At 47.9% G+C, this 15,994-nt stretch carries 9 protein-coding genes; 4 read left to right on the plus strand and 5 right to left on the minus strand.

From position 1 onward, the window contains the following. Positions 1 to 8 precede the first annotated feature (8 nt). The 3 genes from KE626_RS27000 to KE626_RS27010 form a co-directional block, all read right to left on the minus strand. Entirely contained in the window at positions 9 to 3,326 is a 3,318-nt protein-coding gene (locus KE626_RS27000) for a TonB-dependent receptor (RefSeq protein WP_211976144.1), read from the minus strand. Positions 3,327 to 3,444: 118 nt separating this feature from the next. Then, entirely contained in the window at positions 3,445 to 4,389 is a 945-nt protein-coding gene (locus tag KE626_RS27005) for a FecR family protein (RefSeq protein WP_211976145.1), read from the minus strand. 136 nt (positions 4,390 to 4,525) lie between these two features. Beyond that, complete coding sequence (locus tag KE626_RS27010) at positions 4,526 to 5,080, minus strand: RNA polymerase sigma-70 factor (protein WP_211976146.1); 555 nt, start codon at positions 5,078 to 5,080, stop codon at positions 4,526 to 4,528. Positions 5,081 to 5,445: 365 nt separating this feature from the next. On the opposite strand from KE626_RS27010, the gene KE626_RS27015 reads away from it, so the two are divergent. The 4 genes from KE626_RS27015 (at position 5,446) to KE626_RS27030 (ending at position 11,831) form a co-directional block, all read left to right on the plus strand. Then, positions 5,446 to 6,009, plus strand: a complete 564-nt coding sequence (locus KE626_RS27015) for an RNA polymerase sigma factor (RefSeq protein WP_211976147.1) — start codon at positions 5,446 to 5,448, stop codon at positions 6,007 to 6,009. Positions 6,010 to 6,092: 83 nt separating this feature from the next. Further along, complete coding sequence (locus KE626_RS27020) at positions 6,093 to 7,115, plus strand: FecR family protein (protein WP_211976148.1); 1,023 nt, start codon at positions 6,093 to 6,095, stop codon at positions 7,113 to 7,115. A gap of 97 nt (positions 7,116 to 7,212) precedes the next feature. Beyond that, complete coding sequence (locus tag KE626_RS27025; protein ID WP_211976149.1) at positions 7,213 to 10,434, plus strand: SusC/RagA family TonB-linked outer membrane protein; 3,222 nt, start codon at positions 7,213 to 7,215, stop codon at positions 10,432 to 10,434. A gap of 11 nt (positions 10,435 to 10,445) precedes the next feature. Continuing rightward, positions 10,446 to 11,831 (plus strand): RagB/SusD family nutrient uptake outer membrane protein, encoded by a 1,386-nt coding sequence (locus tag KE626_RS27030; protein WP_211976150.1) that lies wholly within the window; start codon positions 10,446 to 10,448, stop codon positions 11,829 to 11,831. A gap of 206 nt (positions 11,832 to 12,037) precedes the next feature. Here the strand turns inward: KE626_RS27030 and uxuA are convergent, their stop codons facing one another. Together uxuA and galB are read right to left on the minus strand one after the other, a co-directional pair. Continuing rightward, positions 12,038 to 13,198 (minus strand): mannonate dehydratase, encoded by a 1,161-nt coding sequence (gene uxuA / locus KE626_RS27035; RefSeq protein ID WP_346344494.1) that lies wholly within the window; start codon positions 13,196 to 13,198, stop codon positions 12,038 to 12,040. A gap of 26 nt (positions 13,199 to 13,224) precedes the next feature. Next, complete coding sequence (gene galB / locus KE626_RS27040) at positions 13,225 to 15,984, minus strand: beta-galactosidase GalB (RefSeq protein WP_211976151.1); 2,760 nt, start codon at positions 15,982 to 15,984, stop codon at positions 13,225 to 13,227. Between the last annotated feature and the right edge of the window lie 10 nt (positions 15,985 to 15,994).

The following is a 15,994-nucleotide window of genomic DNA, read 5'->3' on the forward strand; positions in this document are numbered from 1 at the left end:
TTTCAATGTTAAAAATTCAGATTCACACCTACGGTAAATGAACGTGTAGTCGGATACTTGTCCCGGTCATCCATGCCAGGACTCAGTCCCATACGGTTTACTTCCGGATCCAGCCCTTTGTACTTTGTAATGATAAACGTATTCAGAGAGGATGCGTAGACACGCGCCCCCTTTATGCTTTTACTTTTTATGTGTTTAAATGTGTAGCCTAAAGTGATATTATCCACCTTCCAGAAATCCCCGTTTTCCACATAATAGCTGTTAAACTCCAGCGCATTTACCTTCAGCGCTGTTTTCCCAAACACCGGATCATAGGCGGATTTCAAAATATTATAGTTCTGAATAGCCGGGTTCTCCATATACATTCTCTGGGAGTTGATGATCTGGTAACCAAATGCACCTCTCATAGTGATACCCAGATCAAAATCTCCATAGGAAAAATTATTGTTCCAGCCTGCATAGTATTTCGGCAACCCGTTACCGATCACTTTCTTGTCTTCAAAACTATGCGCAAAATCATCGTACTTAACGGCCTTTCCGTCTCTTCCTTCATAAATCCACTTGCCGTTATCATCGATGTCAATTACTTTGTATCCGTAGAAATCACCAATCCCTTTACCAATGGTCACGATATTCGTAAACGTTTGTATGGGCACACCTGCGCCGCCGGTAGTGAAGTAAGGCGTGGTAGTTTGATACAGTTCATTCGAAAGACTGATCAGTTTATTGGAGTTGGTAGAGAAGTTCACGCTGGTATTCCAGACAAAATCCTTTGATTTTACCGGCACAAAATTCAACATGATCTCTATTCCTTTGTTCTCCATCTTTCCCACGTTGGCCGTTGTGCTGGGGTAAAGATTGGGCGGACTTGGCACGGCGTAGTTATACAGCAAGCCTGAAATGCGGCGGTTATACACATCTATGCTACCGCTTACTCTTCCCTTCATCAAACTGAAATCCAAACCGATGTTAGCTTCGCCTTTTTCTTCCCACCTGATAAATGGGTTACCATTGGTGGCAGGAACCAATATCCTTGTCCACTTGCCGTTTGTATACACATAATCGCCGTAGGTGATGAGCGGTTGACTGAGGAATCCATCCTGTGGCGGATTTCCTGTGATACCATATCCGGCGCGCAGTTTCAGGTCATCAAATAAATCCTGGCCTTTCATAAAACTTTCATTGGAAATTCTCCAGCCGCCTGAAACAGCCCAGAAATTACCCCAGGGACTCTTGGCGCCATATAGCTGACTGGCCCCTTCACGCCTCAAACTCGCCATCAGCAGGTATTTATCATCATAGCTGTAATTCAATCTTCCAAAAAAGCTGATCAGGTTTGTTTCCGTTTTATTGCTGCTCATATTGGCCAGCTTATTCTTTATACCTTCTCCCAGTCCAAGGTTATTATATCCGAAAACATCTGTCGGAAAATCCTGGTTATCGGAATACATACCGGAAGAGGTATTCTCCTGGTAACCATAACCACCCAGCAATACGACCTGGTGCTTCCTGAAAGACCTGGAGTATTCCGCTGTCCACTCTGTGAGCCGGTCTATAGACAGGTCTGCGCTTACGGAGGCAAAACCGTTTAAACCGCTTTTAATGGTTGAAATATGTTTTTTACTTTCTGAATAACCCTTGTTGGCATTAAACCGCGCATAGGAAAACAGTGCGGATAATTTTAAATTATTAATGGGCCTGTAGGTAAGGGTGGCATTCATACGGGAGTTTACATTTTTTGCTTCGCCATCGCTTTCATACAAAAGGGCCAACGGATTTTCGTAATCAAAGTTGCCGGTTTGCTCATAAAAATCGCCGTTGGCATTGCGCACCGGTTCTGTAGGATTGCGGATCACCGTTTGCCGGTAGATCCATCCGTTAAAACTGTTATCTCCGTTATTATTTCTTGTGTAATTATTTGTTTGATTTAAGATGCCGATGTTCAGTTTCAGTTTATCATCAAACATGCTGTGGTTCACGTCAATCCTGCCGGTAAAGGTGTTGTTATCACTCTTTCTGAAAATGCCCTGCAATGCCCGGTAGTTGGCAGATACCAGGTAATTGGTTTTGTCGTTGCCCCCCCTGATCGTGAGATTATGTACCTGTGTCAGCGGCGTGCGGGTGGCTTCCTTTAACCAGTCGGTGTTACTGCCTGCATCCCATGCGGCCAGCCTTGTTCCTGCCTTGATCTGATCACGGTAATCCTGTGCGGTGAGCATGTCAAGCTTTTTTGAAATCACCTGGGTGGTAGCATAGCCGCTATAATCAACGTTGTTGGTAAAACTGCCCTTTGCTCTTTTGGTAGTGATGATGATTACACCATTTGAACCGCGAACACCATAAATGGCGGCGGAGGAACCATCCTTCAATACATCCATGGAAGCGATATCTTCGGGCGCCACTGTTTTAAGGTCGCCGGGAATCCCATCAATAATTACCAGCGGGTTAGCGTTAGCGCCATATAAAGTAGTGTTACCTCTCAACAAAATTTGTGTTCCGTCGGTAGGGTTACCACTGGGTGAGGCAATCGTTAAGCCGGCTACTTTGCCCTGGAGTAATTGTCCGGCGTCGAGTACGGGTCCCTTCACGAAATTATCTGCCTTCACGGTTGCTACTGCACTGGTTACATCCGCTCTTCTTTGTGTGCCATAACCAATTACCACCGCTTCCTGCAGGTTGGCTACTGTTAGCTTCATCACCACATTTATAGCTGTTTTACCGGATACAGGCAACTCCTGGTCCTGGTATCCAACATAGGAAAACAGCAATATTGCGGCTTCATCATCGATGGTCAGTGAATATTGTCCGTCCACGCCGGTGGAGGTGCCGGTATGCCCGTTTTTTACTTTTACGCTTACGCCGATCAACGGTTCGCCTTTGTCATCAGTAACTTTACCTTTGACGGTTATTTGCTGAAAGTCTTTAGTGCCGACATATATATCCTGCGGAGCTGCTTTGGCTGCTTTTTCCGTTACAATGATCAACCGGTCTTTTTCCAGGTAGTCCAGGTTAGTATCTTTAAATATCCTGGACAGCACGGCAGCTACGGATAATGATTCCCCTGTAACGGATATATTGCTGTATTTAGCCACCAGCTTATCGTTATATACAAAACCCAAACCGCTTTTCTTTTCAATGATGGCCAGCACATCTGCCAGTAACCTGTTTTCTACATGCACATTAATCTTTATCTCCCTGGCCGCCTGACCAGAGGAAGTACCGGCCAGCAATACCTGGGTACCCAATATTGTCAATAAAAACAGTCTGCAACTGATGCCCATCATTCTCTGAATGGCATAGAGATAATACCAAATGATCTTTTTCATACATTTGAATGCTTTGGTTAAATAAAACGGCTTGCTTATTTTTAAACGCTGCTGATCCGGTCATGCATAAGAAACGTGGATGGACCGGTCTTTATATCCTGCGGATAGCTGTTGTATATCAGAACAGTACCACATTATTTTTTATGGAATAGGTCAGTCCATTCGCTTTGGCAATAGCGAAAAGGATTTTATCTAATGAATCAGTGGCCTCAAAGTTGGCGGTGAAGCGGATTTCCCTGCTGCCGGGCGTTTTAAATCCGATCTTCACATTAAAGCGGTTTTGTAAAATCAGCGCAACATTTGCCAGTGTCTCATTTCTGAATTGAAATCTTCCCTGCACCCAGCTAATACTTTCATCCGCGTTCACGTGATTTTTAGCCTGTTGTCCGGTAGTGGTGTTAACGGTTACCTGCTCATCCGGCAACAGTACCACCGGTGTTTGCCCGGAGGCTCCGTTTACCGCAACGCTGCCGCGTATTACCGTCACCTTCACCGCTTCAAATGACTGGTACGCCTGTACGTTAAAGGCCGTGCCCAATACCCGTGTATGCGTTCCCGTTGTAGCTACCACAAAAGGGACTTTATCGTTGGGCTGTATATCAAAAAAGGCCTCTCCATCGAGCAGGGTTACTTCCCTGGTGTGGCGGTCAAATTTCACCCGGTACCTTAGTGTGGAGCCGGCGTTCAGTATTACCGTGGAGCCATCGCTTAATGTCAGCTTCTTCCGCTCTCCCTTTGGCGCCACCACAACTGCATACTGAATGGCAGCTGAACCGTGGATGAAATAGGCGCGCTTGTAGTAGCAAAATGCCAGTACAAACGATACCAGCATCACCGCAGCTGCCATCTTCATTATAACCGGGAATCGTATCCATCCTTCCTGTCGTATCTGCCTGTCTATTTTCTGTTTGATGCTATGCAGCTTTCTGTCCCTGTCGTATACTTCCGTGTCTCCTTCAGCGGCAAGCCTGTCAAATCCTGCCTCCAGCTGCCGTTCTTCTTCAGGGGTGCATTCCCCTCTTAAATAACGATCCAGCAGGCGCTTAAGGTCATTTTCTTTCATCAGCAATTATTTGAAATGCGGGACATTATACCAGCTGCGTATTCATATCAGTGATGCGAAATTTAAGGCAGCTATTAAGGAAGTGTTCAAAAATAAACGGTGGTAGTAGATGGAATAAAAAAATTTCAGGATTTTTTTAGCCTTGCAGTCTTACGTGAAGAAACTTCAGTGCATTACTAATCTGTTTCTTCACCGTTTTATCGGAGATATTTAATTTATGGGCAATTTCTTTATAGGAGAGTTCTTCTTTCCTGCTTAAAATAAATACCTGCCGCATTTTCAAGGGCAGTTTATCTACTTCCCTGTTCAGCAGTTTGGTCAGCTCATTGGCCGCCAGTTGCCGTTCAAACAGGTCGTCTTCTTCGTTGATGAGCAGGCGCCACGATGCTCTGAAGTTGTTCTTTTTTATTTCGTTACGTATATACCTGAATCCCCCGTAGCGCACACAGGAAAACAGGTAGGTACTGAGTGATTCAATGCCATCCGGGTTGTTACGGCGCTTCCATAATGAAACAAATATCTCCTGCAGGATATCTTCTGCCTCCGCGGTGTCCTTAATTGCTTTTACCAGGTAACAGTACAACCGCTCCCAATATCTCGCGTAAATCACATCAAATGCTTCCCTGTTATCTTCTTTCAGCAAATTTAAAAGAACATCGTCTGCAAATTGTTGAAGATGCACATCATTCATATGTGGAAAATTAACATAAACGTGAAACCGGCCCCGGAACTGACTTACCTGCGGCTCGTAACTAATAACATAGTGAATCTGAAAACCCGATTAATAATTGTCTAATATACAATTAAAATTAATCAGCGGATCTTTTTGGTAATATTTTTTTAATACAGCTACCTTCGGCAGGCATAACCGGCTGCCCATTACTGCCCGGAGCCGGTAACCGGTATAAAAAACAGGGAGCCGGAACATTGTATATACATGCATTCCTCTCCGCGCAGTGATAATCATTATTTAATATCTGCCGGCAGCTATTTTATGGGTTCGGTTGTATTTTTGTTTGTCGGGAAATTACTATCGGTAAATAAATAAACACAGCATTGACTTCCTTTCTGAACTCGGTTGACGTGGCGGCATTTGATGCCATCTATCATCAATATCATCATGCAGTATTTAAGAATATCTGCCTGCTGGTGGAGCAGCACGATGTGGCGGAAGATATCCTGCAGGAAGTATTTCTCGCCTTCTGGAACAGCCGGCACCAGTTGGATCTCGCACAGGGAGCAGGTAACTGGCTGTTTGTGGTAAGCTATCATAAATCATTACAATACCTGAAAAAGACAGCTGCCGAAAAATCAAAACTGGCCGTATACCCCGCTATCCGGGAAATGATGGAAGATGACAATGCCGTACTCCGGGAAAGCAGGCTCGCACTGATCAACGAAGCCATTAACCTCCTTTCCCCCGGTAAAAAGAAAGTATTCCAGTTATGCCGGCTGGAAGGTAAAACCGCCGCTGAGGCCGCCCGCATCCTGGGCATTTCACATCATACCGTAAAAGAATACCTGCAGGCCTCCTCCAAATCCATACGCGCCTACATCGCCTCCAACCAGGCCACTGTACCAGTGGTCGGAACACTCTTCCTCACCATTTACCTGCAATAAATAGCGCCATTTTTGTTAACAATTCCGTAACCTTCACCGCCCCCCTCTTTTTACCCCTCCGCTGCTTTTTATAACTGAACAACATGAAACAGATCATCGCACTGATACAGAAAATCAAAGACGGCAGCGCCACCGCTTCCGATGTGGCATTACTGGAGAATATGCTGGCACAGGAAGAAGATGCTGCCCTGCGGCAATCGCTGCAGGAAACCTTTGACCGTACCGTAGCCTCGGGCGAGCAGGTACTGACACCGGAAAAAACAGCGTCTATACTAAAGCAGCTTCACCACAAAATGACGCCGCAGGAAATACCGGCACGTCATCGTATCGGTAAACTGCTCCCCTACGCGGCGGCAGTGGCAGGATTGCTCCTGCTCGCAGGCATGACCATGATGTACCATTATACCCTGCCCAAACAAGGGCGCAACAACATCGCGAAAGCAACTCCTCAGCTGAAGTTTATCCGGAATACTACCGGCAAGGCAGTGATGATCACTTTGCCGGAAGGCTCAGCGGTAACCATGGAAGCCGGCGCCACACTCCGGTATGCGGATAGCGCGCTGCGTAATGTTACGCTGCAGGGCAAAGCGCTCTTCGAGGTAAAAGCTAATACCAACAACCCGTTTACGGTAAATGCCGGCAACATCGAGAGTATCGCATTGGGTACCCGGTTTACCGTAGATGCACAACAGCCACAGGCCGTTACCGTAAAACTGGAAACAGGTAAGGTGCGCGTGCACGCAAAAGATGGCACTACCAAAGAAGATATTTATTTATTACCCGGCGAAACAGTTCATTTCGATCATGCCATACATCAATACGCTATTGAAAAAGCGGCTGCGGATAATACCGGCAAAAACGCCGGCGCAACACATGCCGTACTGATGACATTCAACAATGCACCGCTGGATAGCGTGTTGAACAAACTGGCAACAGTTTTCCATACCGGCATCCGGTATGAACACAGCGATGTGGATGGCGCTTATTTCACCGGCCAGGTATTAAAAACAGATTCCCTGCGGAATATCCTGGAAGTTATTTGTCAGCTGAACAACCTGGAACTTGCGCAGGAAGCGGAAACAATGTTGATCAGGAAGACCAGGTAAAATCATTCATCTACCGTTATATAATATTTAAACGCCTGCACCATGTGCACGTGGAGGGCTATCTATTTTTTAAACTTTAACTAACACTTGTTAAAAAATGATCAGACTATTAAAAAAGTACTGCTGTGTACTTTTAGTATTCATCTGTGCATTGCACGCCCATGCGCAGGATGCGGATATCGCTGTGACCATTAAGGGGAGTGTAAGAAGTGAAGGCGGAGATCCGCTGCCCGGCGTATCTGTAATGGTGAAACAGCATAATGGCAGCGACAGAATGAACACCACTACAGACGACAAAGGCCTGTTCAGATTGCAGGGAATGAAGCCAGGCGTGGCATATGATTTTACGTTTAGTTTTATTGGTTATGAAAACAGCCTGTTAAACGGATTCCAGGTAAAAGATGGCAACAGCAACCTCCTGCTGATCCGTATGAAAGAAGCAAGCAAAGGATTAAATGAGCTGGTAGTAGTAGGATATGGTACCCGCAGCAAGAAAGAACTAACCGGTTCCGTGTCTTCACTGCGCTCGTCTGATCTGAAACAACAGGCGATCACCTCCTTTGATCAGGCCCTGGCCGGCAAAATGGCCGGTATCCAGGTAATGCAAACCAATGGCGCACCCGGCGGAAACGTATCTATCCGTGTACGCGGTATAGGTTCCATCAGCGCCGGCAACAACCCGCTGTTTGTAATAGATGGCGTACCCATTACCAACGATACCCGCAGCGCCTCTCCCGGCGTGAATAATTACCAGCAGCCTTTTAACCCGCTGGCATCTATCAACGTGAATGATATCGCTTCCATCGATGTGCTGAAAGATGCTGCATCAGCAGCCATTTACGGCTCCAGGGGCTCTAACGGCGTAGTACTGATCCGCACGAAAAAAGGACAGGCAGGCAAAATGAGTGTCAGCTATGACGGCAGTTATGGCGTGCAAACGGTTAACAAACATGTGGACGTACTGAATGCCTATGATTATGCACAACTGGTATACGAAGGGCATAACAACGCCTACCTCGATGCAGTGCCCACCGGCAAACCAACGGACCCCAACAGCGTAAGGCCCAACAACCCTTCCACCCGGATTCCGCCACAAATACTGCCTTACCTGGAAGGTAAACCCGGTCTTACGAACACCGACTGGCAGAAAGAAATTTTCAGGCAAGCGCCTATGCAAAGTCATACCGTAAGCATATCAGGCGGGAATGAAAGCCTTTCCTATTATTTTTCTGCTAACTACTTTAACCAGGATGGTATCGTGATCAACAACAACTACAAACGCTATTCCAGCCGCTTCCGGGTTGACGGCAGCAACGGTAAATTCCGTTTTGGTGTGAACATGACGCCTTCCTATACAGACAACCATGTGGTAAATGCCGAAGGTCCCTGGTTTGCGCCCAATTCCGGCGTTATTGCACTGGCGCTGGGCTATGCCCCTATTTTCCCGGTACATAACCCGGATGGCACCTTTGCTGACTCGGTAAACGTATGGGGATACGGACAAACCAACCAGCTTAACCCTGTAGCGGTAGCTTCGCTGGTGAAAGACCGGATCAAAAATTTCCGCCTGACGGCCAACGCTTATATGGAATATGAATTTATCCCCAACCTGAAATACAGGATCTCCGCAGGCACAGATCTGAACAGCTTCCGCAGGGATTATTACCGGCCCTCCAATTTGCCGCTTCCTTCGGGTACCCTGCCCTCTGTAGCTACCGGTTTCTCTAACACCGACATGTACACCAACTGGCTGACCGAACATACACTGACCTACAACAAAACTTTTGGCAGGCACAAATTAGATGTGCTCACAGGATTTACAGTACAGAAAGAAAACCAGGAACACAATACCCTTACTGCTAACAACTTCCCCACCGATATCGTTACCACCCTCAACGCAGGACAGGTAAACGCCGGCGGTTCCACTCTTGAGCAGTGGAGTCTGAACTCCTGGCTGGGCAGGGCGCAATACAGCTACGCCGACAAATACTTCCTGACCGCCTCCGTACGACGCGATGGTTCGTCACGCTTCGGCATCAATCGTAAATGGGCTTCCTTCCCCGCCATATCAGGTGCCTGGCAGGTTTCCAACGAACCTTTTTTTAAAACCATAAAACAGATCAGCTCACTCAAAATCAGGAGCAGCTATGGATTAACCGGTAACTTCCAGATCCCGAACTACGGCTCACTGGCACAAATGAGCAATGCCAATAGTAACTATATCCTGGGAAACCAGGCGCTGGTAAACGGCGTATCTATTACCAGCCCGGCCAATCCGGATCTTACCTGGGAAAGCATGGCCAGTTTTGATGTTGGACTCGAACTGGGATTATTTAACGAGATATTGAACCTCACCGTTGATTACTATAATGCAAAAACTACCAGGCTGCTGCTCAATCTGCCCGTTCCCGGCGCATCCGGCTTTAGTACCTATCTGCAAAATATAGGCGCGGTTAACAATAAAGGAGTGGAAATATCCCTGTCGTACAACAAAAAGATCGGGAAAGACTGGCAGCTGGAAGGCAATGCCAACATCGCTTTTAACAACAATAAAGTAACTAAACTGGGACCTTCCGGCGCACCTATTATTGCCACCGGCGGCACCGGCAATACTTACTTCATTACTAAAATAGGTGAAACGATCGGCTCCTACTACCTGTACCAGACAGATGGTATCTACAAAGATCAGCACGACCTCGACGTATCTGCCAAAACCAGCAACCCCACACGTGTAGGTGACCTGAAATTTAAAGATATCAATGGCGATGGTAAAATAGATGCCAACGACCGGACCATTGTAGGCAGCTTCCAGCCAAAATATATTTTTGGTTTCAGCAATACCCTCCGTTATAAAAACCTTGACCTGAGCGTTGCTATCCAGGGCAGCCAGGGCAATAAGATCCTTAATCTCTTCAGACGCTATATCGCCAACGTGGAAGGTAATTTCAATAATCTCAGTGAAGTAAAAGACCATTATGTTTCCCCGGAAAACCCCGGCAATGGATTAGTCAATCGTGCCAACAGGCTGGCTACTGGCGGTAATGGCATCACTTCCTCCTGGCATGTGGAAGACGGTTCCTATATCAGGATCAGGAATATTGCACTGGGCTACAACTTCCGGCCGGCAATGCTCGGCAAGGCAGGCATCTCCTCCGCGAGGATCTATGGCGCTGTTCAAAATCCGTTTACTTTCTCCAAATATTCTTTATTCAACCCGGAGATCAGCAACCGTACGGAAAACGCGCTTACCGCCGGAGAAGACTATGGTTCCTACCCGTTGGCACGCACTTATATGATTGGTCTTAACGTCACTTTTTAATGCAGCAAACCATGAAAAAATATAAACTCTTTCTCCCGGTATTGGTATTGATTTTTGCTTCCTGTAACAAAAAGTTCCTGGACCTTAATCCCGTTTCCACCATCGCACCGGGACAATTCTTTAAAACGGCCGGCGACGCGGTAACGGCTGTAAATGGCTGCTATGCCTCCCTGGCGCAGAGCAGCCAGTATGGCGCCACCTTCGAAACACTGATGGAAGCACGGGCCGATAATTTTACCGACCAGGATCCTTCTTCCAACGCCGGGCAAAACTACCAGATCAACCGTTATTCCGACAATCCCGGTAATACCAACTTCTATAATGCCTGGGTAGGCGTGTACAACGGCATCTTCCGCTGCAATACACTACTGACTGCCATAGATGGCATCAGCATGGATGAAACACTAAAAAACCGTATTAAGGCAGAAGCACGTTTTATCAGGGCGCTGGATTACTTTAACCTGGTAAGACTATGGGGAGCAGTACCGCTGCTAACTACCGCCACCGATCCCGTAAATGCGGTGAATCTAAAACGCGATGACGCAGCAGCCATCTACAAACAGGTAGAAGAAGATCTTATTTTTGCCGCCGCCAACCTGCCTGCCACCTATCCTGCTGCTGATCTGGGCCGTGTTACCAACGGGGCAGCAAAGGGATTACTGGGGAAGGTATATCTCTATGAAAAAAAATATGCAGCGGCACAAACCGTATTGCAGGATGTGATCAACAGCAACGTATTTACATTATTACCTAAAGTGGCAGATGTTTTCAGCACCACCAACAAGTATAATGCAGAAATATTATTTGCAGTACGCTATGCAAAAGGAGTGGCCAACCAGGACCATAGCTTCTGGTACGCCAATTCCCAAACCATTACTGTAGATACCACCTTACTCAAAGCCTACGACGACGCCGATCTGCGCAAACCTTTATCAGTAGCCGTAAAGCCCACCGGCAATGCCAACATGATGCCGCGCAAATTCCTGGATGAACCGGTTAACGGGAATGCCGGTAATGATTTCCCGGTACTCCGTTTCGCAGATGTGCTGCTGATGCAGGCGGAGATATTGAATGAACAGGCATACAGCGCTACAGGCAACGCGTTTACTTACCTCAATTTGATACGTACCCGCGCAGGCCTCGCTGAATTATCTGCCGCCGATCTGCCCAACCAAAGCAGCTTCCGGAATGAAATATACCGCCAACGCCGCCTGGAGCTGCCATTTGAATGCGACCGCTGGTTTGACCTGATTCGTACCAACCGCGCAGTTACCGAAATACTGGCGAATAAAAAAGTAACGCTGCCAGGCTTCCGCCTCATTTATCCTATACCGCAGCAGGAAATAGATATCATGAATAACAAAGCAACGTTCCCGCAAAACCCGGGGTATGAGTGATACCAGCTTTTAGCTATTAGCTGTTAGCTTTTAGTAAATGCAGCGGAGTTTGTCTTTACCAGGATTAAACTGATTTTATTGATTGCCCGATTTTATTTTTTAAATCAAGTATCATCACAAGAAAAAAATCTTGTAAATCATCAAAATCAGTTTAATCCTGGTAAAGACAAACTCCGCTGCATTTACTAAAAGCTAAAAGCTAAAAGCTAAAAGCTGGACAGCCCTACCTGCAGGCCGCGGAGTTCCGCCAGCCCTTTTAGTCTTCCAATGCAGGAGTACCCCGGATAGGTGGTCTTTTCCAAGTCATCGAGCAACTGGTGGCCATGATCCGGTCTTACGGGTAAGGAAACATTCCGTTGCTTCATCAGCAGCAACAGCTCACGAACAATCGCCACCATATCGGCATCGCCATTTAAATGGTCTGCTTCATAAAAGTTCCCGGATTCATCCCGCCGCGTGTTGCGCAGGTGAAGAAAATGAATATGCTGCCCCAATCGTTGAATAATTTCCAGCAGGTTATTATCCGGTCGTACTCCCAGCGATCCTGTGCAGTAACATATTCCGTTTGCCGGCGAAGGAACCGCCTGTACAATTTCAAGCAAGTCCTGCGCGGAGCTTACCACGCGAGGTAAGCCCAGCACCGGGTAAGGCGGATCGTCGGGATGAATGGCCATTTTCAGATCCAGTGCAGCAGCCACCGGCACCACTTCTCTCAAAAATGCAAACAAATGTGTTCTTAATTTTTCGGCGTCTATATGCTGATAGGTTTCCAACGCTGCTAAAATCTCCTGCGGTGTAAAACGCCCGGTGCTTCCCGGTAAACCAAGCAACGCATTCTGAAACACCCTGTTCTTGTCGGCCTCCGTATGCGTATCCAGCCAGGTCTCCGCAGCCAGTATTTCATCTGCGGTATAATCCTTTCCGGCATGTGGTCTGCACAACATAAAAACATCAAAGGCAACAAAAGCGGCGCGTTCGAAATAAAGCGCTTTACTTCCATCGGGCATCGTATAACTGATATCCGTGCGGATCCAGTCGAGCACCGGCATAAAGTTGTAGGTAATCACCTTCAGCCCGCAGGCCGCCAGGTGTTGTAAACTCTGCTGGTAATTTTTGATGTGGGTGAGATAATTCCCGCTGCGCCGTTTTATATCTTCGCTCACCGGCAAACTCTCTACTACCGTCCAGCTCATACCCACGGCTTCGATCAGTTGTTTTCGTTCCACGATTGCTGCTATCGGCCACACATCACCCACGGGGATCTGATGCAATGCCGTAACAACGCCGGCGCAGCCCGATTGCCGGATATCCCTTAAGCTAACAATATCATGCGGTCCAAACCAGCGCATGGTTTCATGCATTAACATAAAAATCCTGTTTTAAAAATAGATGACTATGGTCTGTTCAATATTACCTGCGCAGGTGTTAAACCAGGCGACTGCGCCGTTACCTTAATGGGACCTGTTCCCCCTTTTTTTACACGGATAATTACCAGCGCCAATCCATTAAATGCTTTTCTTTCCGGAGATGGAAAAGCAACCAGGTCTGCCGGATCACCGTTATCCGTGGCGATAATTTCACCCGGCCCCGATACCTCGAAATGAACCGGGTAACAGGCGCTGGGAATCAATACCCCCTCGCTGTCGCATACACGAAGCGTAATAAAGGAAAGATCTTTTCCGTCTGTTGCAATATTGCGCCGGTCAGCTGTTAGTTGCAGCTGTGCGGGTGCCCCGGCTGTTCTTACCGTGTCTGCAGCCCATAACCGGCCGTTCTTATACGTCACCACGCTGAGTATGCCAGGTTGATAGGTAACGCTATCCCAACGCAAACGGTATTCATATTGTCCCTTATGTTTTCTGCCCAGTGAAACACCATTCAGGAACAACTCTGCTTCATCGCCCGATGTAAATACATGCACCGGGATAACCGCTCCCACGCGATCCGGCCAGGTCCAGTGCGGCAGGATATGCGCCATTTTATATGCAGGCCTCCACCTCGACTGGTACAAATAAAAACGGTCTTTTTTAAACCCTGCCAGATCCATGATGCCCGAATAGGAGCTGCGTGCAGCATAATACGGTGTAGGTTCACCCAGGTAATCAAAGCCTGACCATACAAATTCACCGGCTACATAACGATGCTTATCCTGCGAGGTAAATACTTTGTCGGGCGAGGCGCCGAATGCCGCCGTATACAGCTCATAGGCGCTTACCTGCTGCAACCTGCTGTTTCCGCCGGCGCCTTCCTCCACCGGTGCACTGATGGCCGCTGTTACGGGAAACAAATACGTACCGCGTGTACTCAATGCAGAAGCTGTTTCACTACTCACGATCAGCTTCCCGGGAAACCGTTGCCGAAATGCAGGATAAAGCGGCGATGTGCTGATACCCTTTAAACGCTGATACGCCGGCGCATCGCGGATGCCTTCTCCCTGGTAGTTCAAACTCAATATATCCATCACCCGGGGAAAAGGCATGTCCGGTTTTGCATAGTTCATGGATGCCGTGGCCGGCCGGGTACTGTCCTCTTCCCTGACAATGTCATATAGCTCTTTTGCCAGCGTGGCGCCCTGTTCCCCTGTATACTGCTCTCCTACCTCGTTGCCAAAGCTCCATGCCATTACAGATGGATGGTTCCTGTCCCTTCTTACAAAAGCTCTTGTATCAGGTTCATGCCAGTCGGGAAAAATCAGGTGAAAATCCAAAGGTGTTTTCTTTCTTTCCCAGTTATCAAAAATTTCATCGATCACCAGGAACCCCATACGATCCGTTAAATCCAGCAGTTCCGGCGCCGGCGGATTATGCGCCAAACGAATGGCATTGCATCCCAGCTCCCGGAGTATTTCCAGCTGTCTTTCTGCAGCGCGTACATTAAATGCAGCACCTATAGCTCCCAGGTCATGATGTTGATTCACGCCCTGTATACGCACCGGCGCAGCATTCACCAGGAGACCTTTTTCGGCGTCAAAAGTCAACGATCGGACACCAAAGAGGGTCTGGTACTCATCGACCTGTTTCCCGCTTGAAATAAGGCGCGTAACTGCTAAGTACAGGTGGGGATATTGCGCAGGTGGCGGCCCCCATAACAACGGATGTTGCAGGGTAACCTGCTGCGTTGCCTGGTAGCTGGCGCCGGCTTTTACAGTGATCACCGATGCCGGCATGGTGACTATTTTTTTCCCGCCTGCTTCGCCTTTTTCATTTGCCGTGTAGATGTCCGTAACAATTTCGATGGGCCGATCCGCAGCCGACTGATTGCTGGCCCGTACGCTCACCTTAACGATGGCCGACGAAGCGGAAACATTTTCGGTGGTAATAAAAGTGCCCCATTGCGCCACATGTACCGGGTTTACTTTCGTTAACCATACATTGCGGTAAATACCTCCGCCTGGATACCAGCGGGCCGAATTGGTTGGATTATCCAGTCTTATGGCGAGCTGGTTATCACCACCAGGCCGGATGTATGGCGTAAGATCGAGGCGGAAAGAATTGTAGCCATATGGCCAGCCTCCTACCAGGCGGCCATTCAACCAAACGATGGCATAAGACATCGCCCCGTCGATATCCAGGTAAACAGTTTTTCCTTTATCGGCTACCGGGATATTTATTTTCCGGCGATACCAGGCTACCCCCTGCACCGGCAGCCGCCCCATGCCACCACCTACAATCGCATCCTGCTCTTTGTAAAAAGGCCCCTTGATGGCCCAGTCATGCGGCAGGTCAACCACCTCCCAACTGCGATCATCAAAGTTGTTTTGCACAAAAGGAAAGCCCTCCCCCGGATTGCCCGACGGGCGCCGGTGATGCCTGGACGGATCTGCTATAAAATCATTACCGGAAGGCAGTATCCAACGCTTCAACACCTGTTCCGAAGCCTGTACGGCAACAGATGCTGTGGGCTTGCTATCGGCCACTACATTATCATTCCGGTCGGTTACCTCCGGCCGCACATCGTACATCAGTTTATCCGGCGTGGTATCATACCGGAAAAATTTCCAGTGATCATTAATGCTGATACGTTCCCGGTGTATTTCTTTACCCGCACCCACCTGGCTTTTACAGGTATATCCTGTGAACAGGCAGAGTAACAGCATGCAACAGGCGCTGCGAAATGCCAACCGGCGCAGTTCCGGCCATAAGCTAACAATCATGTACCCTGGT

The sequence above is a fragment of the Chitinophaga hostae genome (assembly GCF_018224885.1).
In the GTDB taxonomy this organism is placed as follows: domain Bacteria; phylum Bacteroidota; class Bacteroidia; order Chitinophagales; family Chitinophagaceae; genus Chitinophaga; species Chitinophaga hostae.

What these genes read in the sequence shown, in the direction of transcription:
- KE626_RS27000 (WP_211976144.1), bottom strand. Translation starts at nt 3,326, where the DNA reads ATGAAAAAGATCATTTGGTATTATCTCTATGCCATTCAGAGAATGATG.
- galB (WP_211976151.1), bottom strand. Translation starts at nt 15,984, where the DNA reads ATGATTGTTAGCTTATGGCCGGAACTGCGCCGGTTGGCATTTCGCAGC.
- KE626_RS27025 (WP_211976149.1), top strand. Translation starts at nt 7,213, where the DNA reads ATGATCAGACTATTAAAAAAGTACTGCTGTGTACTTTTAGTATTCATC.
- uxuA (WP_346344494.1), bottom strand. Translation starts at nt 13,198, where the DNA reads ATGTTAATGCATGAAACCATGCGCTGGTTTGGACCGCATGATATTGTT.
- KE626_RS27005 (WP_211976145.1), bottom strand. Translation starts at nt 4,389, where the DNA reads ATGAAAGAAAATGACCTTAAGCGCCTGCTGGATCGTTATTTAAGAGGG.
- KE626_RS27020 (WP_211976148.1), top strand. Translation starts at nt 6,093, where the DNA reads ATGAAACAGATCATCGCACTGATACAGAAAATCAAAGACGGCAGCGCC.
- KE626_RS27010 (WP_211976146.1), bottom strand. Translation starts at nt 5,080, where the DNA reads ATGAATGATGTGCATCTTCAACAATTTGCAGACGATGTTCTTTTAAAT.
- KE626_RS27030 (WP_211976150.1), top strand. Translation starts at nt 10,446, where the DNA reads ATGAAAAAATATAAACTCTTTCTCCCGGTATTGGTATTGATTTTTGCT.